This is a genomic window from Streptomyces sp. NPDC059477 (assembly GCF_042749375.1).
GTDB lineage: Bacteria > Actinomycetota > Actinomycetes > Streptomycetales > Streptomycetaceae > Streptomyces.
Map to the genome: position 1 here is coordinate 157946 of NZ_JBHYUG010000002.1, position 25869 is coordinate 183814.

Consider the following 25869-nt stretch of genomic DNA (forward strand, 5'->3'; position numbering starts at 1 on the left):
CCTCGGCACTGACAATCCGGCGCCCGCCCCGCGTACCTTCACAGCGTGGGCCGGGCCCCGAGAAGGGGGCACTTTCGGGTGGCCCCGCCCGTTGGACACGACAGAAACGCTGTCGTACACATGCACCAGCACACGCACCAGGAGGCACTCCGCGATGTCGGTTCCACAGCTCAGTGACGAGCGGCGCGGTGAGGAGATCCTCGCCGTCTTCGACACCGCCTTCGGCCAGCTCCTGGCCGCCGACCCGGCCGCGTTCCGTGTGAAGTTCCGCAAGATGGCGGCGTCCGCGTTCGCCTTCTACCGCGGCACGGCGTGTCTGTACTACCACGACCTGGAGGGCGAGCGGCGCGGCGGCCCGTTCCTGGACGAGCGCACCTCGCGCGTGTGGATCCACGGCGACCTGCACGCGGAGAACTTCGGCACGTACATGGATTCGAACGGCCGGCTGGTCTTCAATGTCAACGACTTCGACGAGGCGTATGTCGGGCCCTTCACCTGGGACCTCAAGCGGTTCGCCGCCTCCATCGCGCTCGTCGGATACGCGAAGGCGCTCGCCGACGAGCAGATCACCGAGCTGGTGACCGTCTACGCGACGGCCTACCGCGACCGGGTGCACGCGCTGGCCACGGGCGCCAAGAGCGACGAGGTGCCGCCCTTCACCCTGGACACCGCCGAGGGCCCGCTCCTGGACGCGCTGCGTGACGCCCGCGCGCTGACCCGCTTCGGGCTGCTGGAGTCGATGACCGAGATCCGTGACTTCGAGCGCCGCTTCGCGCCCGGCGGCGGCTCCATCGAGCTGGACGCCGCCACCCGCTACAAGGTGCTGGCGGCCTTCGACGGCTATCTGGAGACGCTCCCGGAGACCTCGCTGACCCACCCCGACTCCTATCGCGTCAAGGATGTCGTGGGCCGCCGCGGCATCGGCATCGGCTCGGCCGGGCTGCCGTCGTACAACATCCTGCTGGAGGGCCACAGCGACGCCCTGGAGAACGATGTGGTGATCTACATCAAGCAGGCCCAGACCCCGGCCGTCTCCCGGCACATCACGGACCCGGCGATCCGCGACTACTTCCAGCACGAGGGGCACCGCACGGTGATCTCCCAGCGCGCCCTCCAGGCGCACGCCGACCCGTGGCTCGGCTGGACCGAGCTGGACGGCACGGGCCAGCTGGTCGCCGAGGTCTCGCCGTACGCGGTGGACCTCGACTGGGGCGACATCGACGACCCGGAGGAGATCGCGGCGGTCGTCGCCGACCTCGGCCGGGCCACGGCGACGATGCACGCGGCGGCGGACACCACCTCCGGCGAGTCCCTGGTGCCGTTCTCCACCGAGCGCGCCATCGACGCGGCCATCGCCGGCGACGAGGAAGGCTTCGCCCCGCTGCTGGTGGACTTCGCGCACTCCTACGGCGCCCGCGCGCGTGCCGACCACCAGATCTTCGTCGACCTGTTCCGCAACGGCCGCATCCCCGGCCTGTGACGAGGGGGTCACCCAGAGGGAACGGTACGGCGTCCACAGGGACCCTTTAGGGGTCTCTTACCGGACTCCGTGGCACACTCTGACCGCTATGGACATACCAGGGACCCCGATCAGAGCCGTACGCGCGGCGCTGTTCACGGCACTCGTCGTGACGCTCGGCACCGCGTCGCACGTGCTGCTGTCCGGGGTCCCGCTGCCGCTGGCCACGGTGGCGCTCGCCGCCGCCGCGGTCTTCGCCGTGGCGTACGCGCTGGCGGGCCGCCGCGAGGCCGGCCTGGGCCGGATCGCCGCCCTGCTGATCCCGCTGGAACTGGCGGTCGACACGCTCTTCACGGCCGGCCAGCACGCCTGTTACGGCGCCGCGGGCGGCCCGGTGACCGGCCCGCTGCGCGCGGTGGGCCTGGACGTGCTGTGCGGGGGCGCGGTCGGCTCCCCGCTGGCCCGGATGACCGCCACCACCACGGCCCCGGACGCCGCCACCGCGCTCTTCGCGAACGCCGACCCGCGGGCCGCCTGGCTCCTGCTGGGCGCCCATGTCTCCATCGGCCTGCTGGCCGCGGTCTGGCTCCGCCGGGGCGAGCGCGCCCTGGCCCAGTTGCTGGGCGCCGCCACCGCGACGACGTTCCGCCCCCTGCTGCTGGCGGTGACCGCCATCGTCGTACGGCCGGCTCCGTCGGCCGCCCGTCCGCCGCGCCCCACGCACCGCGCGGCGATCATCCGCGACCTCCTTCTGTCGCACACCCTGGGCCGCCGCGGCCCACCGCCCCACCTCTCCGCCGCCTGACGCCCGGCACCGTCCGGCGACGCCGCCCCGCCTGAAGAGGCATGGGGCCGCAGCAGACCCCACACCCCAGCGGCGCGGAAATCCGCGCACACCTCCCGGCCCCGGGCACCGCACACCCCCAGGGACACGGGGCGCCGGAACGCGGGATACCGCACACGCCCTCAGGGGCGCGGGGAACCGCGCGACCTGCCACCACGCACGCGCGACCGAAAAACCACCCCCGCCACCCCACAACCTCCGCGCCCCGCCGCGCCCCCGCCGGGCACCCGCATCGAGCGATCACCACACCATCCCCACCCCACATGGAGATCACCATGAGCAAGCGAAACACCAACGCCGCCAAATCCGCCGCGCGAGACCGCCTCCGCGAGGAACGCGAGCGCGAGGCGAAGCGCGCGAAGACCAAGCGCCAGATCATCGTGGCCTGCACGGTCGTCGGCGTGCTGGCCGCGGCCGGCGGCATAGGCTACGCGGTCGTCCAGTCGAACAAGCCCAGCCACTGGGAGGCCGCGCAGGACGAGAAGGTCACCGCCCCGGCCAACACCACCGGCACCGACGGCACCACCGTCGTCATCGGCGAGGAGAGCGCCCCCAAGACCCTCAAGGTCTACGAGGACCCGCGCTGCCCGGTCTGCGCCTCCTTCGAGCAGACGGTCGGCTCGACCGTGGACAAGGACATCGCCGACGGCAAGTACAAGGTCCAGTTCGTGGGCGGCACCTTCCTGGACGGCGACTCGCTCGGCGACGGCAAGGTCGGCTCCAACGGCGAGGGCTCCAAGAACGCGATGAGCGCGCTGGGCGCCGCGCTGAACGTCTCCCCGGACGCGTTCCTGGCGTACAAGACCGCGCTGTACTCGGCGGACTGGCACCCGGAGGAGACCGACGACAAGTTCGCGAACGACAGCTACCTCATCGAGATCGGCGACACCGTCCCGGCCCTCAAGGACAACGCCACGTTCCAGAACGCGGTGAACAACGGCACGTACGACGCCTGGGCGCTGGCGATGTCGAAGACGTTCGACACCAACAAGGACGACGTGACGGGCACCCCGAGCTTCGTCATGGACGGCAAGATGCTCACGACCTCCGACGGCAACCCGCCGATGACGGTGGCGGACTTCAACACGGTGGTGGACGCGGCCCTCCAGGGCTGAGCCCCGGCCCGCGAGGGCTTGGCGAGGACCCCCGAGAGCTGAACGGTGGCCCGCGAGCGCTGAACGGTGGCCCGCGAGGGCCGAACCGAGGACGCCCCGGCGTCCATGGACGAAAGAGCGGGCGAACTTTCCGAGTTCGCCCGCTCTCTTTCGTACCCCTCAGTAACCTGATCGCTCGTGACCAGTCATGACAGATCACCCGACCCCAACTCCCTTACCCCGCGCCGCCGTACGGTCGTCAAGGCCGCGGCGGCCACCGCGGTGCTGGCCGCTCCGCTCGCCGCCGCACTGCCCGCCCGCGCCGCCGCGGCCCCCCTCTTCGCGCACGGCGTGGCCTCCGGCGACCCGCTGCCCGACGGCGTCCTGCTGTGGACCCTGGTGACGCCCTCCCCGGAGGCCACCCCCGGCTCCGGGCTCGGCCCGGACACCGAGGTCGCCTGGACCGTCGCCAAGGACAAGGCGCTGACGCAGATCGTCGCCCAGGGCTCGCTCACCGCGCGGGCCGCCACCGACCACACCGTCAAGGCGGATATCCGCGGCCTGGAGCCCGGCACGGCCTACTGGTACCGCTTCTCCGCCGGCGGCACCGACTCCCCCGTCGGCCGCACCCGCACCGCGCCCGCCGCGAGCACAGCCGTCGCGGGCCTGCGCTTCGGCGTGGTCTCCTGCGCCAACTGGGAAGCCGGCCACTTCGCGGCGTACCGCCATCTCGCCGCGCGCGGCGACCTGGACGCCTGGCTGCACCTCGGGGACTACCTCTACGAGTACGGCGGCGGCGAGTACGGCACCCGGGGCACCGTCGTTCGCCCGCACGCCCCGGCGCACGAGATCCTCAGCCTCGCCGACTACCGCACCCGGCACGGCCATTACAAGACCGACCCCGACCTCCAGGCGCTGCACGCGGCGGCGGCCTGCGTCGCCATCTGGGACGACCACGAGATAGCCAACGACGCCTGGTCGGGCGGCGCCGAGAACCACACCGAGGGCCCCGAGGGCGCCTACGGTGACCGTCAGGCCGTCGCCAAGCAGGCGTACTTCGAGTGGATGCCGGTCCGCCCCGCCCTCGCCGGCACCACCTACCGCTCGCTGCGCTTCGGCAAGCTGGCCGATCTCTCCCTCCTCGACCTGCGCTCCTTCCGCTCCCAGCAGGTCGCGTCCGGCAGCGGCGAGGTCGACGACCCGGACCGCACCCTCACCGGCCGCGCCCAGCTGGACTGGCTCAAGGCGGGCCTCAAGGCGTCCGACACCACCTGGCGGCTGGTCGGCAACTCGGTGATGATCGCGCCGTTCGCGATCGGCGCGCTCACCGCCGAACTGCTGGGGCCGCTCGCCGAGCTGCTCGGGCTGCCCCAGGAGGGCCTGGCGATCAACACCGACCAGTGGGACGGCTACACCGACGACCGGCGTGAGCTGCTGGACCATCTGCGCGCGCACGCCATCCGCAACACCGTCTTCCTGACCGGCGACATCCACATGGCGTGGGCCAACGACGTGCCCGTGCACGCCGCGACATACCCGCTGTCGGCCTCCGCCGCCACCGAGTTCGTGGTCACCTCGGTCACCTCCGACAATCTGGACGACCTGGTGCAGGTCCCCGAGGGCACGGTCACCGCCGTCGCCGCGCCGCTCATCCGGGCCGCCAACCGGCATGTCCACTGGGTCGACACCGACCGCCACGGCTTCGGTGTCCTGGACCTCACCGCCGAGCGCGCGCAGATGGACTACTACACGCTCTCCGACCGCACCAGGGCCGACGCCACCGCCGCCTGGCAGCGCTCGTACCGCACCCGCAGCGGCACCCAGAGGATCGAGCGCGCGTACGACCCGGTGTAGCCGCCGGCCGGCCGTCTAGAGGGAGTCCAGGAAGCCGAGCGCCACCCGCCAGGTGGCCTCGGCCGCCTCCTCGTCGTGGTCGGGCAGCCCGGGGTCGGTGTAGAGATGGCCCGCGCCCGCGTAGCGGTACACCTCCACGTCCGCGCCCGCCCGGCCCATCTGGAGATACCAGGCGCTCAGCCAGTCGTCGGTCTCGAACGGGTCCGGCTCGGCGACATGCAGCTGCACCGGGAGCCCGTCCACCGACGCGTTGGGCGCGAGGTCCGACGTGCCGTGCACCAGCAGCAGGCCCCGGGCCTTCTCGTCGCCGAGGGCGAGGGTCTGGGCCAGGGAGGCGCCGAGCGAGAACCCGGCGTACACCAGACCGGCCCCGGAGTAGGGCGCGGCGGCCAGCACCGCCCGCTTGAGCAGCTCGTCCTTGCCGATCCCCGCCTGGGCGGCCATGCCCTCCTCGACCGTGTCGAACGTACGCCCCTCGAACAGGTCCGGGACCAGCACCTCATGGCCCGCGGCACGCAGCCGCTCGGCCGCGTCCCGCACCGCCGGTCTGAGTCCGTAGGCCGAGTGAAAGAGCACGATGTTCATGAGCCCCATGGTGCCAGCCACCACTGACAACGCGGTCCGGACCCGGGACGGGCCCGGACCGGATCAGGGAGATATGTTCACGACCCCCGAACCCCGGTTACGTTCACTGACATGGAAAATCTGCTCCGCCCCCTGATCGTGATCGGCGGTTCGGTGCTGCTGACCCTGGTCATCGGCTGGGCCACCGACTTTCTGCTGCGCAAGGCCGACGCACGGCACGGCGGGACGTCCCTGTGGGGCGAACTGCGCCGGGCCGGGATTCCGTACCAGCTGGTGCTGTGTGCCGCCCTGCTCAGAGGCTCCTACGACCAGGCGCGGCTGCTGACCGGGTTCCGCGAGGGCGTCGGGCAGACGCTGACGCTGCTGCTGATCGGCTCGGCGGCGTGGCTGGCGGTGCGGATCGCGGCGGCGGTGGTCGGGGCGTCGTACTCCCGCTACGCCCACGCGCACACCGAGCGGGACCCGGCCCGGGTGCGCCGGGTGCGTACCCAGGTGACGCTGATCCTGCGGGTGGTCGCGGCGGTCGTCGGGGTGATGGCGGTGGCGGCGATGCTGCTGACGTTCCCGGCGATGCGCGCGGCCGGTGCCTCGCTGCTGGCGTCGGCGGGCATCCTCGGCATCGTCGCCGGAGTGGCCGCGCAGTCCACGCTGAGCAATCTCTTCGCGGGGCTCCAGATCGCGTTCGGCGACATGGTCAGGATCGGCGACACCGTGGTGGTGGACGGCGAGTGGGGCACGGTCGAGGAGATCACGCTGACCTTTCTGACCGTACGGACCTGGGACGAGCGCCGGATCACCATGCCGGTGTCGTACTTCACGTCCAAGCCGTTCGAGAACTGGTCGCGCGGCACCCCGCAGATGACCGGCACGGTCTTCTGGCAGCTCGACCACTCGGCGCCGATGGCCCTGATGCGCGCGCGGTTGCAGGACATCCTGCGCGAGTGCCCGGCCTGGGACGGCCGTTCCTTCGATCTCGCGGTCACCGACTCCACCCCGAGCACCATGGAGGTGCGGGCCCTGGTGACGGCGAAGGACGCCGACGACATCTGGACGGTCCGGGTCGCCGTGCGCGAACAGATGCTCGACTGGTTGGTCCGGGAGCATCCGTACGCGCTGCCCAGGGTGAACGCCACGGACGCCGTACTGCCTCCCGGCGCTCCGGGCGCGAACGGCGGGCGGCGCGCCGGTGAGGGCACCCCGGCGCCGCGCCGCGCGGTGGAACCGCACCGCCCGGACCGGGTCTGACCGCCCTCCGGGCCGCCTCCAGGGCCGTGCGTCTCCCGGGCCGCTGTCAGTGGCCCCGCTCCGCGCCCCCGTTGACCTGGATGACCTGGGACGTGAGGTGCCCGGCGTGCGGCGAGGCCAGCCAGTGCAGGGTGGCCGCGACATCGCCGGGCATGCCCACCCGCCCGGTCGAGGTCTCCGCGACGAGCCGCTCCCGCCGCTCCGGCTCCATGGTGTCGCCGAAGAACTCCGTGTCCTCGATGTAGCCGGGCGCCACCACGTTCACGGTCACCCCGCGCGGCCCCAGCTGCCGGGCCAGATCATGGGCGTACGGATGCAGCGCCGCCTTGGCCGCCGCGTACGCCCCGGTGCCCGAGCCGCGGTACGCGGCGATCGAGCTGAGGAACAGCACCCGGCCGCCCGGATCGGCGAGCCGGTCCTTGAGGGCCTCGGTGAGCAGCACGGAGGTCAGCGTGTTGATCCGGAAGTTGACGTTCCAGGCGTGGGCCACGGCGTCGAGCGGATCGTCGCCGGCGGCGGGCGGCTCCAGCAGCCCGTTGCCGCCCGCGCCGTGGATCAGCACGTCCACGGTCCCCAGCTCGCGCGCCACGAAGGCGGCCACCTCCCGCACCCGCTCCGGCTCGGCGAGGTCCGCCGCGAAGGTCAGCGCCCCCGGCACCCCGGCCCGCTCCAGCACCTCCGGCCGCCGCCCGACCAGCAGCACCTGGTCCCCCTCCGCCGCGAACAGCCGCGCCGCCGCGAGCCCGATCCCCGTACCACCACCGCTGATGACCACGTTACGTGACATGATCACATCGTACGGCGGTCCGCGCGGCGGCGGCCGGACGAATCCGGCTCAGCGCATGCTGCGCACGTCGAGCTGGCGCAGCACCCGGTCCACGATCTCCGGGTCGGAGCCGGGCTCGCCACGGGCCGCCAGCACCTCGTGGCGGGCCGCGCTCATCATCTCCCGCTCGATCCGGCGCAGCCGCCTGACCCGTTGCGCCCGCTGCTCGTGCCCCTCCCGGCGCTCCTCCTCGCCGAGCTGCGGATCGATCCGTACGCCGATCTCGTAGGCCCGGCGCAGCATCCGCTCGGTCAGTTCCTCCGGCAGGTCCTCGACGTCCTCGATCTCCTTGAGCCGGCGCCGGGCGGCCTTCGCCGCGCGCACGGCGAGGGTGTGCTCGAACTCCTTCTCCCGCTCGCTGTCGGCCCGTACCCCGAGGCGTTTCACCAGCCAGGGCAGGGTCAGGCCCTGGACCACCAGGGTGGCCATGATCACCGCGAAGGCGATGAACACGATCTCGTCGCGGTCGGGGAAGGGCGAGCCGTCGTCGGTGGTGAGCGGGATGGCGAGGGCCAGTGCCACGGAGGCCACCCCGCGCATGCCGGACCACCACATGACGACCGTCTCGCGCCAGGTCGTGGGGATCTCCTCGTCATGGTCGCGCCGCGCGTGCAGCCGCTGGGTCACCCAGGTCGCGGGCAGCAGCCACAGCAGCCGTACGAAGACCACGACGCCGACGACCGCCGCCGACCACAGCAGCAGTTCGCCCCAGCGGCCGGAGGCGGTGCGCAGGGCGTTGTGCAGCTCCAGGCCGATCAGCCCGAAGGCGACGCCCGTGACGAGCGTGTCGACGATGTCCCAGAAGGTGTGCCCGGCGAGCCGGGTCATCACGTCGTCGGCGTCGGTGGCGTAGTCGGTGAGATAGAGCGCGGTGACCAGGACGGCGAGCACGCCCGAGCCGTGCAGTTCCTCGGCGGCGACATAGGAGGCGAACGGCACCAGCAGGCTGAGGCCGATCTGGAGGGTGGCGTCGCCCAGCAGGTCCGCCAGCTTGTTGGCGCACCAGCCGAGCGCGAGCCCGACGACGAGCGCGACCACGGCGGACAGCACCAGGTCCAGCCCCGCCCGCCAGGGCGAGAAGGTGCCGCTGACGGCGGCGGCGATGGCCACGTGGTAGAGCACGATCGCGGTGACGTCGTTGAACAGCCCCTCGCCCTCCAGGATGGAGACGAGCCGACGGGGCAGTCCGAGTTGTCCGGCGACGGCGGTCGCGGCCACCGGGTCGGGCGGCGCGACCAGCGCGCCGAGCGCCACGGCCGCCGCGACGCCCAGCCCGGGCACGATCGCGTTGGCCACGACGGCGACACAGAGGCTGGTGACGAACACCAGAGCGACGGCGAGCAGCAGGATCGGCCGGAGGTTCGCCGCGAACTGCCGCCAGGAGGTGCGCCGTACGGCCGCGTAGAGGAGCGGTGGCAGCAGCAGCGGCAGGATCAGATCGGGCGGGATGTTGACGTTGGGCACGAAGTCCAGCAGCGCCAGCACGATCCCGAGCAGGGTCATCAGCACCGGCGCGGGCAGTCCCAGCCGGTCCCCGACCGGGACGCTGAGCACGGCCCCGACCAACAGCACGAACAGCAGGGCCAGTTGATCCACGGTCGGCGCTCCGGGTGATCGGCGGTGGTACGACGGCGGCTCCGCGCCGGGGGCGGCCTCTGAGGCGGTGGTACGTCGGCTCTGAGGGCGCTGGTACGACGGCTCTCAAGACTGCCACGCCCGGCCGGTCCGGCCCGGTGCCACACACGGACCACGGCTCGGGCCACGGCTCGGGACACAGCTTGGGCCATGGCTCGGGCCACGGCTCGGGCCACGGCTCGGGGCACGACGAGGGCCGTGGCAGGTGCCACAACGCGGGCCATCGCAGGGGCCAGAACGCGGGGTGCCGCACGCGCCGCGCGCCCGTCCGCCCGCGAACCGTCAGGGGCCGGTCGCTACAGGGCGCGCCGCATCGCCCGGTGAGGTATCCCGGCGTCGGGGAACTCCGGGCCGTACGCCGCGTAGCCCAGCCGTTCGTAGAAGCCCAGGGCGTGGGTCTGGGCGTGCAGATCGACCGCCGTGAGCCCTCGCGCGCGTGCCGCGTCCTCGATGGCCCGTACGAGTCCGGCGCCGACGCCGAGCCCGCGCGCGTCCGGGGTCACCGCGAGCCGGCCGAGCGAGCCCACCGCCGGGTCGCCGCCGTTCTTCGCGGTGGCGGCCGGGCCGTGCAGCAGCCGGCCGGTGCCCAGCGGCACGCCGTCCGCCGCGCGCACGGCCAGCACATGGACGGCGCCCGCGTCGTACACGTCGTACTCGATGTCCTCGGGTACGCCCTGCTCGGCGACGAAGACCGTCTTGCGCAGGGCGAAGCACGCCTGGAGGTCGGCCGGGTTCTCGGCGACCCGCACCTCGTAGGGGGCACTCACCCGTAGGTCTCCGCGCGGACCTGGTCCAGGGTGCGCTGGAGGTCCTCGGGGTAGTCGCAGGAGAACTCGACCCACTGGCCGTCGCCGGGGTGCTCGAAACCGAGCCGTACGGCGTGCAGCCACTGGCGGGTCAGGCCGAGCCGCTTGGCGAGGGTGGGATCGGCGCCATAGGTGAGGTCGCCGACGCAGGGGTGGCGGTGGGCGGCCATGTGGACGCGGATCTGGTGGGTGCGCCCGGTCTCCAGCTTCACATCGAGCAGGGAGGCCGCGCGGAACGCCTCGATCAGGTCGTAGTGCGTGACGGAGGGCTTGCCCTCGGCAGTGACCGCCCACTTGTAGTCATGCTGGGGATGGCGGCCGATCGGGGCGTCGATGGTGCCGCTCGTCGGGTCCGGGTGGCCCTGCACGAGCGCGTGGTAGCGCTTGTCGACCGTGCGTTCCTTGAACTGGCGCTTGAGCGAGGTGTACGCGCGCTCGGACTTGGCGACCGCCATCAGCCCGGACGTGCCCACGTCGAGGCGGTGCACGATCCCCTGCCGCTCGGCGGCACCGGAGGTGGAGATCCGGTACCCGGCGGCGGCGAGCCCGCCGATGACGGTGGGCCCGCTCCACCCCGGACTGGGATGGGCGGCGACCCCCACGGGCTTCACGATGACGACGACATCGTCATCGTCATGGACGATCTCCATGCCCTCGACCGGCTCGGCGACGATCTGCACCGGCGCGGGCGCCTGGGGCATCTCGACCTCCAGCCAGGCGCCGCCGTGCACCCGCTCGGACTTTCCGGCCACCGACCCGTCGACCGTGACCTTCCCCGCGGCGGCCAGCTCCGCGGCCTTGGTGCGGGAGAAGCCGAACATCCGGGAGATGACGGCGTCGACGCGCTCGCCCTCCAGGCCATCGGGCACGGGCAGGGTGCGGATCTCGGGAAGCGTACTCACCCGTCGAGTATGCCGGACGGGTCCGACAACGCCGTACGCCGTACGCCGCCGTCAGTCCTTGTGGACCGTGCCGTCAGTCCTTGTGGACCGTGCCGTCGGGGTCGAGGCCGCGGAAGGAGAGCAGCACGATGAGGATGCCGCCGCAGACGATCGCCGAGTCCGCGAGGTTGAACACGGCGAAGTGCTTGGGCGCGATGAAGTCCACGACCGCGCCTTCCAGGAAGCCCGGCGAGCGGAAGATCCGGTCGGTGAGATTGCCCAGCGCGCCGCCGAGCAGCAGCCCGAGCGCGAGGGCCCAGGGCAGGCTGTACAGCTTGCGGGCGAGACGCGCGATGACGACGATCACGGCCGCCGCGATCACCGTGAAGATGATCGTGAACGCCTGGCCGATGCCGAAGGCGGCGCCCGGGTTGCGGATCGCGTCGAAGCGCAGCCAGTCGCCGATGACGTCGATCGCCGGGTTGCCCTCCAGCTTCGCCACCACGAGCAGCTTGGTGGACAGGTCCAGGGCGTACGCGAACGCGGCGACGGCGAACAGCACGGCGATCCGCCGCTTGCCCCGGGGCGGCGCGGTGCCGCTGTCGTCGGCGTCCGTGCCCGCTTCCCGCTCCGCGCTCCCACCGGCCGGGGCGGGTGCCGGCTCGGCGGCGGGCCGCTCCTGCTCGGCCTCCGCCTCGGCCTGTCCCGCGTCCGGGTTCTCCGGCGTACCGATGATGCGCTCCGCCTCTGCCACGTGAGTCCCTCAACCTAGGTGCCTGCTGAGCACGAGGGTACGGCACGCCCCTGACACACCCGGTGCTCAGGAGGGCCACCGGGGCGCGGGACGCCTGTCAGTACCGGCGCTCCTGCTTCTGCTTGCACTCCACGCACAGGGTGGCCCTCGGGAAGGCCTGCATACGGGCCTTGCCGATGGGATTGCCGCAGTTCTCGCACAGGCCGTAGGTACCGGCGTCCAGGCGCTGGAGGGCGCGTTCGGTCTGGAGGAGCATCTCGCGCGCGTTGGCGGCGAGCGCCAGCTCGTTCTCGCGCGTGATGTTCTTGGTTCCGGTGTCCGCCTGGTCGTCGCCCGCGCCGTCGCCGGAGTCCCGCATCAGACCGACCAGCGACTGCTCGGTGGTCGTGATCTCGTCCCGCAGCCGCTCCGCCTCGGTGATCAGCTCGGTCCGCGCCTCGGCGACCTCCTCGGGCGTCCAGGGATCCTCCCCGGGCCGCACCGCCAGCTCCCCGGGCTCGGCGGCGGGCCGCGCCTTGGGTACGGCCGTCTTGGCCGCCGTGGCCGCACCAGGACTCTTCTTAGCAACCACCGTCTTGGCTCCCGTCTCCTCCGCGGCCGACGCCGCACTCTTCGCCGTACTCTTCCGCCCACCAACCCGCCCGGAACCCTCCTCACCGGAAACACCCTCACCGGAAACGCCCTCGCCGGGAACTCGCTCGCCGGGAACTTTCCCACCAGATGTCTTCATGCCGGAGGCTTTCTTGCCGGAGGATCCAACGCCGGAGGCTTTCCGCCCAGACAGCCGCTGACCTGCACTTCGCTGGCCTGGGGGTTGCTGTTCGGAGGGCTGCTGTTCGGGGGCCTGCTTGCCGGACGACTTCCTTCCGGGAGGCTTCTTTCCAGAAGGCTGTCCGGAGAGCTGGCCAGGGGTCTGGTCGGGGGGCTGGCCCGGGGGCTGCTTTCCCGTGGCTCTTTGTCGTGGCGACTTCCGTCCGGGGGGTTTCTGTTCGGGGGGTTTCTGTTCGGGGGACCGCGGTCCCGGGGCACGCTCCTCTGCCGACTCCCGGTCAGAGGGCTTCTGTCCCGGCGACGTGCGGTCGGGGGACTTCTTGCCAGAAGATTGCCGCCCCGGGGACTTCGCCTCCGGCGACCTCCGTCCAGGGGGCTTCTGCCCTGGCGACGTCCGCCCAGGGGACTCCCCGCCGGGAGACTGCCGCCCTGGAGCCTTCGCCGCCGGTGCCTTCCGTCCGAAGGACTTCTCGCCGGGGGACTCTCGGCCGAGGGCTTGCTCTGCTGGGGGCAGCTCACCTGCGGCGCCGGTTTCCCCAGCGGCTTTCCGGCGGGAGGCTCCCTTTGCCGGAGGCGGCTCGCCGGTGGCGCCCACGGCACCGGCGGGGCGTTTCCGGCCATGGGTTTCGTCTGCCGGAGGCTGCTCGGCTCCGGCGCCTGCGGCCCTGGCGGAGCCTGTCCGGCCCGCGGTCGCCCTCCTGGCGGAAGTCCCCTCGCCGGCGCCCGCGCCGGACGACGGCTCCCGAGCCGCCGCCTCGCCGCGCGGGACCCTCTTCGCGGTGGCCTTCTTCGTGGAGGTCTTCTTCGTGGAGGTCTTCTTCGTGGTGGCGGTCCCTGCGGCGATCTTCCTGGCGGGCCGCTTCCTGGCGGCCGAGGTTTCCTGGACCGCCGCCTTGCCGTCGTCCGGGGTCCCCTTCCCTGCCCCCCGCGCGGCAGCGGCCTTGGCTGGGGCCTTCTTGCGCGCGGTGGCCTTCGTAGCACCCGCCTTCCCGGCGGAAACCTTCTTGGCCGGGGCCTTCTCGGCCGCCCCCGACCTAGCGGCAGCCTTCCTGGCCGTCGCCTTCCTCGCAGTCGCCCCCTCGCTCCCAGGGGCGACCTCATGGACGGCCCCGCGGGCAGCCTCGGAGGAGACCTGCTCGGAAACCGCCTCCTTGGCGACCGTTTTCCCCGCGACCGCCTTGGGCGAGGTTCTCCCGGCCACCGCCTTCTTCGCGGCACCCTTCCTCGCCCCACCCTTGCCGGCGGCAGCCCTCTTCACCGCAGCCTTCCCGACCGCGCTCGCCCCAGGGGGTTCCTTCGAGGTCTCCTTCACCGGCGTGGCCTCCTCAGCCACCCCCCTGTCGACTGTCACCGCCCGCGCGGACGTCCCTTTCCTCACCGACTCCCACGCGCCACCCCCCGACTCGGCCTCCCCACCTTCTCCCGACCCCCCACTCCCCCGCACCCCGGAAACCCGCTTCTTGCCCCCGACGTCCTTGCCCGCGCCACCGGAAACACCCGCGCCACCCGCCGAAGAACCCGCCCCGCCGCGAAAGCCCCCCACACCCCCCGACGCACCACGCGTCGAGTCCCGTACGGCGGTCTTCTTCGCCACCATGGCCGCGGCCCCTTCACCTACGTGATCTCGCGCGCGAATCGTGCTGGGACGATAAATCGACTTGCGTCCCGCGGCAACGGGGCACGCCGCCCCAGCCGCCCGCCCCGGCACCGCCACCGGCGGGCACGCATCCGTTGTGCCCAGCTCCCCGCAGGGTGAATCCGCCGCGCGGACATCCCCGGACGCCCGCCCCCGCACCGCGCCATTCGGGTCATCCCGCACCCCGCCGGCCCGCCCGAAATCCGGTCGTCCGCTGTCGGTGCGGCGCCGTACACTGGGCGGAGCGAAAGGCGTGGATGGGGACGAGTAGCGGCGTACGCAGCCCAGAGCGACCCGGGGACGGTGGAAGCCCGGGGGCGAGCGCGACGTGAAGATCACCCCGGAGCCGCCGGAGGAAAGCCGCAGCACCTCTCGTACGGAGACCCAGCACACCCCGTACACAGGCCGCCGCGGCGAGTAGAACCGGCTCGCGACCCCAATGAGGGGGCTCCCCGGAGCGCGCATCGGGCGCCGGAGGGCCAAGGAGGGTGGTACCGCGGGAGCGCGCCGCAGCCGGCGCGAAGGCAGGTCCGACACCCGGACCCGGCCAGGCTCTCGTCCCTCCGACGGAAGGCAGAAAGTCCGTTGGAGGAAGCCCGCAGATGACAGCGCCGACGTACCGCCAGGTACCCGCCCAGGTCGATTTGCCCGCCCTGGAGCACGCCGTGCTCGACTTCTGGCGCGAGCAGAAGATCTTCGCCAAGACCCTGGAGCAGTCCGAGGGCCGCCCCGAATGGGTGTTCTACGAGGGCCCGCCCACCGCGAACGGCATGCCCGGCGCCCACCACATCGAGGCCCGCGTCTTCAAGGACGTCTTCCCCCGCTTCCGCACCATGCGCGGCTACCACGTCGCCCGCAAGGCCGGCTGGGACTGCCACGGCCTCCCGGTGGAGCTGGCCGTCGAGAAGGAGCTGGGCTTCTCCGGCAAGAAGGACATCGAGGCGTACGGCATCGCCGAGTTCAACGCCAAGTGCCGCGAGTCCGTCCTGCGCCACACCGACGCCTTCGCCGAGCTGACGACCCGCATGGGCTACTGGGTCGACCTCGACGAGGCGTACGTGACCATGGAGCCGGAGTACATCGACTCCGTCTGGTGGTCGCTGAAGGAGATCTTCTCCAAGGGCCTGCTGGTCCAGGACCACCGCGTCGCCCCCTGGTGCCCCCGCTGCGGCACCGGCCTGTCGGACCACGAGCTGGCGCAGGGCTACGAGACGGTCGTGGACCCCTCGGTGTACGTCCGCTTCCCGCTGACCTCCGGCCCGCTGGCCGGCGACGCCGCCCTCCTGATCTGGACGACCACCCCGTGGACCCTGGTCTCCAACACCGCCGTGGCCGCTCACCCCGAGGTCACGTACGTGGTCGCGACCAATGGCGAGGAAAAGCTGGTCGTCGCCGAGCCGCTGCTCGCCAAGGCGCTCGGCGAGGGCTGGGAGCCCACCGGGCAGTCCTTCACCGGCGCCGAGATGGAGCGCTGGACCTACCGGCGCCCCTTCGAGCTGGTGGAGTTCCCCGCGGGCACCGAGGCGCACTACGTGGTCAACGCCGAGTACGTCACCACGGAGGACGGCACCGGTCTGGTCCACCAGTCCCCCGCCTTCGGTGAGGACGACCTCAAGGTCTGCCGCGCCTACGGCCTGCCGGTGGTCAACCCGGTCCGCCCCGACGGCACCTTCGAGGACGGCCTCCCCCTGGTCGGCGGCGTCTTCTTCAAGAAGGCCGACGAACAGCTCACCGAGGACCTCGGCGCCCGCGGCCTGCTCTTCCGCCACGTCCCCTACGAGCACAGCTACCCGCACTGCTGGCGCTGCCACACCGCCCTGCTCTACTACGCCCAGCCGTCCTGGTACATCCGTACGACAGCCGTCAAGGACCGCCTCCTCGAAGAGAACGAGCGGACGAACTGGTTCCCGGACACGGTCAAGCACGGCCGCTACGGCGACTGGCTCAACAACAACATCGACTGGGCGCTGTCCCGCAACCGCTACTGGGGCACCCCGCTGCCCATCTGGCGCTGCGAGGACGACCACCTCACGGTCGCCGGCTCCCGCGCGGAGCTGACCGAGCTGACCGGCACCGACCAGTCTGGCCTCGACCCGCACCGCCCGTTCATCGACGCGGTCACCTTCCCCTGCCCGCAGTGCGCGAAGACGGCCACGCGCGTGCCGGAGGTCATCGACGCCTGGTACGACTCGGGCTCGATGCCGTTCGCGCAGTGGGGCTACCCGTACAAGAACAAAGAGCTGTTCGAGTCCCGCTACCCGGCGCAGTTCATCTCCGAGGCCATCGACCAGACCCGCGGCTGGTTCTACACCCTGATGGCGGTCGGCACCCTGGTCTTCGACAAGTCGTCCTACGAGAACGTGGTGTGCCTCGGCCACATCCTCGCCGAGGACGGCCGCAAGATGTCCAAGCACCTGGGCAACATCCTCCAGCCGATCCCGCTGATGGATCAGCACGGCGCCGACGCGGTCCGCTGGTTCATGGCGGCCGGCGGCTCCCCCTGGGCGGCCCGCCGGGTCGGCCACGGCACGATCCAGGAGGTCGTCCGCAAGACCCTGCTCACCTACTGGAACACGGTCGCCTTCCAGGCCCTGTACGCGCGCACGTCGAACTGGGCCCCCTCGGCGGCCGACCCGGCCCCCGCCGACCGTCCGCTGATCGACCGCTGGCTGCTCTCCGAGCTGCACGCCCTCACCGACCAGACGACCCAGGCCCTGGAGTCCTACGACACCCAGCGCGCCGGCAAGCTGCTGTCCGCGTTCGTCGACGACCTGTCGAACTGGTACGTACGCCGCTCCCGGCGCCGCTTCTGGCAGGGTGACAAGGCCGCGCTGCGCACCCTGCACGAGGTGGTCGAGACGGTCACCCGGCTGATGGCGCCGCTGACCCCGTTCATCACCGAGCGGGTCTGGCAGGACCTGATCGTGCCGGTCACCCCGGACGGCCCGGAGTCGGTGCACCTGGCGTCCTGGCCGGAGGCGGACCTGACCGGCATCGACCCGGAGCTGTCCCGGCAGATGGTGCTGGTGCGCCGCCTGGTGGAGCTGGGGCGGGCCACGCGCGCGGAGTCCGGTGTCAAGACGCGTCAGCCGCTGCGGCGCGCGCTGATCGCGGCGACCGGGTTCGACACCCTGGACCGTGAGCTGCACGCCCAGATCACGGAGGAGCTGAACGTCGAGGGGCTGGCCTCGCTGTCCGAGGTGGGCGGCAGCCTGGTCGACACCACGGCCAAGGCCAACTTCCGGGCCCTGGGCAAGCGGTTCGGCAAGCGGGTCCAGGAGATCGCCAGGGCCGTCGCCGACGCGGACGCCGCGGCGCTGTCGCTGGCCCTGCGCGAGGGTACGGCGTCGGTGGAGGTCGACGGCGAGACCATCGCACTCGCCCCGGACGAGGTGATCATCACGGAGACTCCGCGCGAGGGCTGGTCGGTGGCGTCCGACGCGGGTGCGACCGTCGCCCTCGACCTGGAGATCACGGAGGAGCTGCGGCAGGCCGGGCTCGCCCGGGACGCGATCCGGTTGATCCAGGAGGCCCGTAAGAACAGCGGGCTGGATGTCGCCGACCGGATCGCCCTGCGGTGGCTCGCCACCGACCCGGCGACGATCGCCGCGCTGAGCGTCCACGCGGGGTTGATCGCGGACGAGGTCCTCGCGACGGACTTCGCGCAGGGCGAGGGCGATGACGGTGGCTTCGGGGAGCCGTTCTCCGACGAGGGGCTGTCGCTCACGTTCCGCCTGCGGAAGGCGTAGCCCGGGCGCCATCGGCGGGTGCGGGGGTGTGGGGGCTGGTCGCGCAGTCCCCCGCGCCCCTCAAAGACAGGCCGGGACGGTCACCCCACGATGGACACGGGTGGCCAGTGTCCCGCCGCTCGAAGCACGCCGGGACGGTCAGCCCGCCATGGACACCCGTGGCCAGTGACCCGCCCCTCACAAGCACGCCGGACGGACACGCTTCGACAGACGCGGGTGCCAGTCGAAGCAGGTCGGGGCCGTCCCGTAGGTGCGCATCGTTCAGCAACACGCGTAAAAGGGGCGGGCCCCGGATGAAGATCCGGGGCCCGCCCTCTTACCGCGACTCCGCCGACGGCTACGCCGTCCTACGGGGCGCTCAGTTGTCGTCCTCGTCGATCAGGAAACCGCGCATCGGGGACGGTGCCTGGCCCATCGGGCCGGGGCCCTGCGGGCGGACCGGGGCCATCGGCTGGGTCATCGCCGGGGACATCTGCTGCTGGCCGCCGCCGTAGGACGGAGCGGCCGGGCTCGGCACACCGCCCATCGACGGGTTGCCGCCGTACGACGGGGCGCTCGCGCCGGCCGGGGCCATGGAAGGCGTCGGGGACGGCGGCAGCGACGCGGTCGCCGGGGTGCGCGGCGGGGCGAGCGAGTCGTCCGCCTGCGTCTCCAGCTGGCGCAGCTGGGACTCCAGGTAGGACTTCAGCCGCGTACGGTACTCGCGCTCGAAGCCGCGCAGGTCCTCGACCTTGCGCTCCAGCGTGGCACGGGCGGACTCCAGGGAGCCCATGGCGACGCGGTGCTTCTCCTGGGCGTCCCGCTCCAGGGCATCGGCCTTGGCGCGGGCGTCGCGCTCCAGGCCCTCGGCGCGCGAACGGGCCTCGCCAACGATCTTGTTGGCCTCGGAGCGGGCCTCGGCGATCGCCTGGTCGGCGGTCTGCTGGGCCAGCGACAGCACACGGGCGGCACTGTCGCCGCCGGGGCCCTGACCGGGCATACCGGGGCCGCCCATCGGACCGCCCATGGGACCCGGGCCCATCTGCTGCTGCATCTGGCCCTGCATCGGACCCTGGCCCATCTGGCCCTGGCCCATCTGTCCCTGCATCGGACCCTGGCCCATCTGGCCCTGGCCCATCTGTCCCTGCATCGGACCCTGGCCCATCGGGCCGGGACCCTGCGGGCCCTGTCCGCTGGGGCCGGCGGGGAGCTGCGGCGCACCGCTCGGCAGCTGGGGCGGGCCACCCATGGGGCCACCCATCTGCTGCTGCGGCGGGCCCGATATGCCGGCGGGCACCGGAGCGCCGGGCCCTCGCATACCCTGCTGGGGCATCCCGCCCTGTTGCTGCATGCCACCCTGCTGCATGCCGCCTTGCTGCATTCCGCCCTGCTGCGGCATGCCTCCTTGCTGGGGCATCCCACCCTGCTGAGGCATCCCGCCCTGTTGCATGCCGCCCTGCTGAGGCATCCCGCCTTGCTGGGGCATGCCACCCTGCTGGGGCATCCCGCCCTGCTGGTCCTGCGGCTCCGGGGGCTTGCGCATGTTCTGCTGGTTCTGCGCGGCGGCTCGGGTGGCCGCGGCCAGTTTGGCGCGCAGATCCTCGTTCTCGCGGAGCAAGCGGGTCAGTTCGGCTTCGACCTCATCGAGGAAGGCATCGACCTCGTCCTCGTCATAGCCTTCTCGGAGGCGGACGGTCGTGAACTGCTTGTTCCGCACATCCTCGGGGCTCAACGGCATCTCTTCACCTCAACGTAGTCGTCGGCAGTCGGCAAGACGGTAGTTGACATCGCTCACAGCCGGCTCACGATCGAGATCAGGATGTAGACGATGATCATCAGTACGAAGAAGGACAGGTCGAGCGCCACGCCCCCGAGACGCAGCGGCGGGATGACCCGCCGCAGAAGCTTGAGCGGTGGATCGGTGACAGTGTAGGTGGCCTCCAGAAGGACCACCATCGCCTTGCCGGGTTGCCATGAGCGGGCGAACTGGAAGACGTAGTCCATGACCAGCCGGAAGATCAGCACGATGAGAAACACCATCAGCGCGATGTAGATGACATCCAGGACCACACGCATTTTCGGTGCTTCCCTCTCCCCAGTCCGTGCTCTGTTGTACCGCTGTTCCGGTCGTGCGTCTCAGCTCTGGTTGAAGAACCCGCCCTCTGCGATGCGGGCCTTGTCCTCCGCCGTGACATCGACGTTAGCAGGCGACAACAGGAATACCTTCTGCGTCACCCGCTCGATGCTGCCGTGAAGACCAAACACCAAACCGGCCGCAAAGTCGACAAGTCGCTTTGCGTCTGTGTCATCCATCTCGGTCAGATTCATGATCACCGGGGTGCCCTCACGGAAGTGTTCCCCGATAGTACGGGCCTCGTTGTAGGTCCGTGGGTGGAGTGTGGTGATCCGGTACGGCTCTCGTTCCGACACGACCTTGGGCATGATCACCGGTGCGTTCTTCTCGATGGACTGACGTTCTTGTGTGATGGACGCCACGGGCGCGATACGCGCCGGACGCCCGGATTCAGCGGCGAGCGAAGCGGATCGACCCACCGGCTCGCGAGGCGCGGGCGGTTGGACGATTCGCACCTCTTCGTCCCTTTGGGACTGATGTGCCGCGTGGGATTGACGGGACGGCTCGTGCCGTCGGTGGTCACGCTCGGGCTCCGGGTCGAGTTCGGGCTCGAAGTCGTCATCGGGGTCGAAGCCCCGGCCGTCGTACCCGTCGTCCTCCACGAGGCCGAGGTAGACCGCCATCTTGCGCATCGCGCCGGCCATGCTCTGAGTCCTCCGCTCTGTGGTGGATCGACTGACGACTGCCAAGTGCCCGCGATCCACGAGGTCGTTGCGCCCGCCTTTCGGCGGTAATGACCATATTTTCTGCTGTGGTCCGACTTCTTGGCGACGTTACCCGAGCCTGGGGCGGACTCCGAGTACCGCCGTACCGACGCGCACATGTGTCGCCCCGGCCGCCACGGCCTGCTCAAGGTCCGCACTCATCCCTGCCGAGACCATGGTGGCAGCCGGATGGGTCCGGCGCAGGTCGGTCGACAAATCCATCAACCGCCCGAACGCCGCGTGTTCCCGCCCCGCGTACGCACCGGTGAGCGGGGCGACGGTCATCAGCCCGTCGAGCCGCAGCCCCGGCGATCCGGCGACGAGATCGGCCAACTCTTCGATTCCCTCCGGCGCCACGCCCCCGCGCTCCCCCCGGCCGCCGGCGTCCGCGTCGAGGGCCACCTGGATCAGGCACCCCACCTCGCGCCCGGCCCGGACCGCCTCCTTGGAGAGCGCCGTCACCAGCCGGGACCGGTCGATCGACTGCACGAGATCCGCGTAACCGACCACCGAGCGCACCTTGTTGGTCTGGAGCTGTCCGACAAAGTGCCACTTCAGGGGCAGATCCGAGCATTCCGCAGCTTTGGGTGCCGCGTCCTGGTCGCGGTTCTCCGCGACATCGCGCACACCGAGTTCCGACAGGATGCGCACATCGCTCGCCGGATAGGTCTTGGTGACCACGATCAGGGTCACTTCGCCCGGCGCGCGCCCGGCCGCGGCACACGCGGCGGCGATGCGCTCCTGAACCCTCGCCAGATTCGCGGCGAGTTCGCTCCTACGGTCCGTCATGCCCTATCAGTCCAGCCAGACATAGCCCGCGAGCCGGCCCGTGGTCCGGTCCCGGCGGTACGAGAAGTGGTCGCGTGACTCCCGCGTGCACACCGGCGACTGCGCCCGGTCGCACACCCCGAGCCGGGCGAGCTGCGCGTGCACTCCGGCAGCCACATCGACCGCGGGAGTGCCCCAGCTCGTCACCGCGTGCGCCGCCGGTTCCACCGCGGCGACCTCGGCGCGCATCGGCTCGGGCACCTCGTAGCAGCGCCCGCACACGGCGGGACCAGTGCGGGCGACGATCCGTCCCGGCTCGGCGCCACGTTCGGTCATCGCGCGGAGCACCGCGGGGACCACCCCGGCGACCAGCCCCGGCCGCCCGGCGTGCGCGGCGGCCACCACCCCGGCGACCGGGTCGGCGAGCAGGACGGGTACGCAGTCGGCGGTGAGTACCGCGAGGGCCAGTGCGCGCCGGGTGGTGACGAGCGCGTCGGCCTCGGGCACCGGGCGCTCGCCCCAGGGTCCGTCGGCCTCGGCGACGGCGTCGCCGTGCACCTGGTTCATCCAGACCACGCGGGAGGGGTCGAGCCCCAGCGACTTGGCGGCCAGCTCGCGGTTGACGCGCACCGATCCGGGGTCGTCGCCGACCGCGCCGCCGAGGTTCAGCTCCTCATACGGAGCGGCGCTCACCCCGCCCCACCGGTCGGTGAAGGCGAAGTGCGCGCCGCTCACGCTCTCGCGCTGTCCTATCACTTCAGGAAGTCCGGCACGTCCAGTTCCTCGATCGCGCTGTCGGAGTAGCTCCGCGACGGCGGGACCGGCGGGGAGGTGGGCAGGTCGGCGACCGGCTCCGGCGCGGGCGCCGGCTCCTCCTTGGGCTTGACGCTGCCGAGCGAGCCGAAGGAGGGGCGGCTGTCGGAGGACCGTACCGGGGTGGGCTCGTCGCGCTTGGCGGAGGCCGAGGCGAGGAGGTCGCGCTTGGCGGGCGGCTGGCCGCCGTCGAAGCCGGCCGCGATCACGGTGACCCGGACCTCGTCGCCGAGGGCGTCGTCGATGACCGCACCGAAGATGATGTTGGCCTCGGGGTGCGCGGCCTCGCTGACCAGCTGGGCGGCCTCGTTGATCTCGAACAGGCCGAGGTCGGAGCCGCCGGAGATGGAGAGCAGCACGCCCCGGGCGCCGTCGATGGAGGCTTCCAGCAGCGGCGAGGAGATGGCCATCTCGGCGGCGGCCACCGCGCGGTCGTCGCCGCGGGCCGAGCCGATGCCCATCAGGGCCGAACCGGCCTCGGACATGACCGACTTGACGTCGGCGAAGTCGAGGTTGATCAGACCCGGTGTGGTGATCAGATCGGTGATGCCCTGGACGCCGGAGAGCAGTACCTGGTCCGCCGACTTGAAGGCGTCGAGGACGGAGACCTGGCGGTCCGAGATGGACAGCAGCCGGTCGTTGGGGATCACGATGAGGGTGTCGACCTCTTCGCGGAGTTCGGCGATGCCGTCCTCGGCCTGGTTGGCCCGGCGGCGGCCCTCGAAGGTGAACGGGCGGGTGACCACGCCGATGGTCAGGGCGCCGAGGGAGCGGGCGATGTTGGCCACGACGGGGGCGCCGCCGGTGCCGGTGCCGCCACCCTCGCCGGCCGTCACGAAGACCATGTCGGCCCCCTTGAGGACCTCCTCGATCTCCTCGCGGTGGTCCTCGGCCGCCTTGCGGCCGACGGCCGGGTTGGCTCCGGCGCCGAGTCCGCGGGTGAGTTCACGGCCCACGTCGAGCTTGACGTCGGCGTCGCTCATCAACAGCGCCTGCGCGTCCGTGTTGATGGCGATGAACTCGACGCCCTTGAGACCGACCTCGATCATCCGGTTGATGGCATTGACACCACCGCCGCCGACACCGATGACTTTGATGACTGCGAGGTAGTTCTGCGGTGCTGCCACGTCGAAGGCCTCTCGCCTCGATTACGTGTCGCCGTCTCGCGGTCTTCGCGCTCCGGTGACTGATGCCGAATGGGACGGTCCGTTTCGCCGACCCGAACCCTAACCCTGAAGTTTAGGGTTACCAGTGTGCCTGTTCCCTGAAGTCTTCTGAACAGGACAGTAAGTCGACAAGTGGCGCCCGTTCAACGAACACGCCGAACCTCCCGTTTTTCTTTTCACCCTATGTGATCAGCCATAGCGCTGCCCAACCAGGGTGCTGAACTGGGCGGATGCGCGTCAACTCGCCGATGACGCGGGGGCGGTGGGCACACTCACGTCGAAGTGCCGGGCGTCCGGCTCCGCTTTCATCAGAGCCGTGAGCGTACGCGCCTTCGCGCTCCCTTTCTCCGCACTTCCCCACGCGACCGTGCGCTCCCCGCTCAGCTCCAGCGAGATGTCGTCGTACGAACGGACCTTGACGACCTGTGTGTCCCGCGCCACGGCCGCCGGGACGGACCCCGCCACCCGGACCGCCTCGCGCATCAGCCGGCCCTCGTCGAAGCGGCGCAGACTGGCCGCCGCCGAACCCGACCGGGAGAGCGTCAGTTCCAGCAGCGGAACGGCTTTCGGCGCCTTCGAAACCGTGGCGAACCGGACGCCTTCGTCATCGACCTCCACGAACTTCCCGTCGCTCTCGACGAGAAGCACGGCGGTGCGCTCGGTCACCTTCAAGGAGATTCCGTGCGGCCAGGAACGGACCACGTCCACGGTGTCGATGCGCGGCAGTTCCCGGCTGAGCCGGGCCTCGATGGCATCGGTGTCGACGGAGATCAGCGGCTCCCCGACCGGTACGCCGGCCGCCTCGGTGACCTGCCCCTCCGTCAGTTCACGGGTGCCGGTGACGGACACCCGCTCCACCCGCGCCCATTGCGAGCCGTACAGCACCCACAGTCCGCCCCCGGCCGACAGCGCGAGGGCGACGGCGAGAATGATGATCGTACGAAGCCGGAGTGCTCTGCGCCTGCGGAGCGGCGGGCCGGACGACTCCTGCTGGCGTTCCCCGCGCTCGGCGGTGGTCGGTCCGGCCACGCTTCCTGCCTTTCACCTACCCGGGCACCCGGTTGCTAGCGGCGTGCCCGGCTCGCGGCGATCGCCTCGTACACCATGCCGACGAGCAGTTCGTCGGCGTCCCGGCGGCCGAACTCGCCGGCGGCGCGGGACATCTCGTACAGCCGGTGCGGGTCGGCGAGCACGGGCAGGACGTTCTCCCGCACCCAGTCGGGGGTCAGTTCCGCGTCGTCGACCAGCAGACCGCCGCCGGCCTTGACCACCGGCTGGGCGTTCAGCCGCTGTTCACCGTTGCCGATGGGCAGCGGGACATAGGCGGCGGGGAGCCCGACGGCGGAGAGTTCGGCGACGGTCATCGCGCCCGCGCGGCAGAGCATCATGTCGGCCGCGGCGTACGCGAGGTCCATCCGGTCCACGTAACTTACCGGGATGTACGGGGGCATTCCCGGCATCTGCTGCACCTGCGGCAGTTCGTTCTTCGGGCCGACCGCGTGCAGGATCTGGATCCCGGCCTGCTGGAGCCACGGGGCGACCTGCTGGACCACCTCGTTGAGCCGGCGGGCGCCCTGGGAGCCGCCGGAGACCAGCAGGGTGGGCAGGTTGGGGTCCAGGCCGAACAGCGCGCGGGCCTCCGGGCGGGCGGCGGCCCGGTCCAGGGTGGCGATCGCGCGGCGCAGCGGGATGCCGATGTAGCGGGCGCCGCGCAGCTTGTTGTCCGGGGTGGAGACGGCGACCTGGGCCGCGTAGCGCGAGCCGATCTTGTTGGCCAGGCCGGGGCGGGCGTTCGCCTCGTGGATGACGATCGGCACCCCGAGCCGCTTGGCGGCGAGATAGCCGGGCAGCGCGACATAGCCGCCGAAGCCGACGACCGCGTCCGCCTTGGTGCGCTCCAGGATCTGCTCGGCCGCCTTGATCGTGCCGCGCAGCCGGCCCGGGACGGTGATCAGCTCGGGTGTCGGTTTGCGCGGCAGCGGGACCGCCGGGATCAGCGCCAGCTCATAGCCGCGCTCGGGCACGAGCCGGGTCTCCAGCCCGCGCTCCGTGCCCAGGGCCGTGATGCCCACGGTCGGATCCTGCCTGCGCAGGGCGTCCGCGAGGGCGAGCGCGGGCTCGATGTGGCCGGCGGTCCCCCCACCGGCGAGTACGACATGCACCGAA

General features: G+C 71.6%; 21 protein-coding genes. 6 read left to right on the forward strand and 15 right to left on the reverse strand.

All coding sequences use genetic code 11. The annotated features are described in order from the left end of the window. Positions 1-154: 154 nt before the first annotated feature. The 4 genes from ACFXAZ_RS01835 to ACFXAZ_RS01850 all read left to right on the forward strand — a co-directional run bounded on the left by ACFXAZ_RS01835 (position 155) and on the right by ACFXAZ_RS01850 (position 5251). Entirely contained in the window at positions 155-1480 is a 1326-nt protein-coding gene (locus tag ACFXAZ_RS01835) for a DUF2252 domain-containing protein (protein ID WP_384583489.1), read from the forward strand. A gap of 88 nt (positions 1481-1568) precedes the next feature. Continuing rightward, positions 1569-2264 carry a hypothetical protein gene (locus ACFXAZ_RS01840; RefSeq protein ID WP_384583492.1) on the forward strand — a complete coding sequence of 232 codons (696 nt, stop codon included), beginning with the start codon at positions 1569-1571 and terminating at the stop codon, positions 2262-2264. A 314-nt stretch (positions 2265-2578) separates the two neighbouring features. After that, a complete protein-coding gene (locus ACFXAZ_RS01845; RefSeq protein ID WP_384583495.1) occupies positions 2579-3418 on the forward strand; it encodes a thioredoxin domain-containing protein in 840 nt (279 codons plus the stop codon). Positions 3419-3595: 177 nt separating this feature from the next. Further along, a complete protein-coding gene (locus tag ACFXAZ_RS01850) occupies positions 3596-5251 on the forward strand; it encodes an alkaline phosphatase D family protein (protein WP_384583497.1) in 1656 nt (551 codons plus the stop codon). A 15-nt stretch (positions 5252-5266) separates the two neighbouring features. On the opposite strand, the gene ACFXAZ_RS01855 is transcribed toward ACFXAZ_RS01850, so the two are convergent. Continuing rightward, complete coding sequence (locus ACFXAZ_RS01855) at positions 5267-5836, reverse strand: dienelactone hydrolase family protein (protein ID WP_384583500.1); 570 nt, start codon at positions 5834-5836, stop codon at positions 5267-5269. Positions 5837-5947: 111 nt separating this feature from the next. Here ACFXAZ_RS01855 and ACFXAZ_RS01860 point away from each other — a divergent pair, with 111 nt between their 5' ends. Next, positions 5948-7081 (forward strand): mechanosensitive ion channel family protein, encoded by a 1134-nt coding sequence (locus tag ACFXAZ_RS01860; protein ID WP_384583503.1) that lies wholly within the window; start codon positions 5948-5950, stop codon positions 7079-7081. A gap of 46 nt (positions 7082-7127) precedes the next feature. Here the strand turns inward: ACFXAZ_RS01860 and ACFXAZ_RS01865 are convergent, their stop codons facing one another. From ACFXAZ_RS01865 to ACFXAZ_RS01890, 6 genes are all read right to left on the reverse strand, one after another. After that, a complete protein-coding gene (locus ACFXAZ_RS01865; protein WP_384583506.1) occupies positions 7128-7868 on the reverse strand; it encodes an SDR family NAD(P)-dependent oxidoreductase in 741 nt (246 codons plus the stop codon). A 48-nt stretch (positions 7869-7916) separates the two neighbouring features. After that, positions 7917-9503: a Na+/H+ antiporter gene (locus tag ACFXAZ_RS01870; protein ID WP_384583509.1), complete on the reverse strand. Its 1587-nt coding sequence runs from the start codon at positions 9501-9503 to the stop codon at positions 7917-7919. Between the two features lie 335 nt (positions 9504-9838). Continuing rightward, the gene (locus tag ACFXAZ_RS01875; RefSeq protein ID WP_384583512.1) at positions 9839-10309 is read right to left on the reverse strand and encodes a GNAT family N-acetyltransferase; all 471 of its coding nucleotides are present in this window, start codon (positions 10307-10309) and stop codon (positions 9839-9841) included. Further along, the gene (locus ACFXAZ_RS01880; RefSeq protein WP_384583515.1) at positions 10306-11250 is read right to left on the reverse strand and encodes an RluA family pseudouridine synthase; all 945 of its coding nucleotides are present in this window, start codon (positions 11248-11250) and stop codon (positions 10306-10308) included. Before ACFXAZ_RS01880 ends, ACFXAZ_RS01875 begins: the two co-directional genes overlap by 4 nt. Before the next feature lie 73 nt (positions 11251-11323). Beyond that, on the reverse strand, positions 11324-11983 hold the full coding sequence (lspA, locus tag ACFXAZ_RS01885) for a signal peptidase II (RefSeq protein ID WP_384583518.1): 660 nt from the start codon (positions 11981-11983) through the stop codon (positions 11324-11326). 97 nt (positions 11984-12080) lie between these two features. Next, the gene (locus ACFXAZ_RS01890; protein WP_384583521.1) at positions 12081-12554 is read right to left on the reverse strand and encodes a TraR/DksA family transcriptional regulator; all 474 of its coding nucleotides are present in this window, start codon (positions 12552-12554) and stop codon (positions 12081-12083) included. A 2438-nt stretch (positions 12555-14992) separates the two neighbouring features. On the opposite strand from ACFXAZ_RS01890, the gene ileS reads away from it, so the two are divergent. Next, positions 14993-18139 carry an isoleucine--tRNA ligase gene (ileS, locus tag ACFXAZ_RS01895; RefSeq protein WP_384583526.1) on the forward strand — a complete coding sequence of 1049 codons (3147 nt, stop codon included), beginning with the start codon at positions 14993-14995 and terminating at the stop codon, positions 18137-18139. A 358-nt stretch (positions 18140-18497) separates the two neighbouring features. On the opposite strand, the gene ACFXAZ_RS01900 is transcribed toward ileS, so the two are convergent. The 8 genes from ACFXAZ_RS01900 to murG form a co-directional block, all read right to left on the reverse strand. Further along, positions 18498-19856, reverse strand: coding sequence for a DivIVA domain-containing protein (locus ACFXAZ_RS01900; protein WP_384583529.1), 1359 nt, complete (start codon positions 19854-19856; stop codon positions 18498-18500). A 53-nt stretch (positions 19857-19909) separates the two neighbouring features. Then, positions 19910-20194 carry a YggT family protein gene (locus ACFXAZ_RS01905; RefSeq protein ID WP_384583532.1) on the reverse strand — a complete coding sequence of 95 codons (285 nt, stop codon included), beginning with the start codon at positions 20192-20194 and terminating at the stop codon, positions 19910-19912. Between the two features lie 60 nt (positions 20195-20254). Beyond that, positions 20255-20896, reverse strand: a complete 642-nt coding sequence (locus tag ACFXAZ_RS01910; protein ID WP_384583535.1) for a cell division protein SepF — start codon at positions 20894-20896, stop codon at positions 20255-20257. 129 nt (positions 20897-21025) lie between these two features. Continuing rightward, positions 21026-21745: a YggS family pyridoxal phosphate-dependent enzyme gene (locus tag ACFXAZ_RS01915; protein ID WP_384583538.1), complete on the reverse strand. Its 720-nt coding sequence runs from the start codon at positions 21743-21745 to the stop codon at positions 21026-21028. 6 nt (positions 21746-21751) lie between these two features. Next, on the reverse strand, positions 21752-22480 hold the full coding sequence (gene pgeF / locus ACFXAZ_RS01920; protein ID WP_384583541.1) for a peptidoglycan editing factor PgeF: 729 nt from the start codon (positions 22478-22480) through the stop codon (positions 21752-21754). After that, positions 22477-23664 (reverse strand): cell division protein FtsZ, encoded by a 1188-nt coding sequence (gene ftsZ / locus ACFXAZ_RS01925; RefSeq protein ID WP_384583544.1) that lies wholly within the window; start codon positions 23662-23664, stop codon positions 22477-22479. The genes pgeF and ftsZ overlap by 4 nt, the downstream gene beginning before the upstream one ends. 276 nt (positions 23665-23940) lie before the next feature. Continuing rightward, positions 23941-24732 carry a cell division protein FtsQ/DivIB gene (locus ACFXAZ_RS01930; protein WP_384583547.1) on the reverse strand — a complete coding sequence of 264 codons (792 nt, stop codon included), beginning with the start codon at positions 24730-24732 and terminating at the stop codon, positions 23941-23943. A gap of 35 nt (positions 24733-24767) precedes the next feature. Further along, complete coding sequence (gene murG / locus ACFXAZ_RS01935; protein ID WP_382692116.1) at positions 24768-25865, reverse strand: undecaprenyldiphospho-muramoylpentapeptide beta-N-acetylglucosaminyltransferase; 1098 nt, start codon at positions 25863-25865, stop codon at positions 24768-24770. Between the last annotated feature and the right edge of the window lie 4 nt (positions 25866-25869).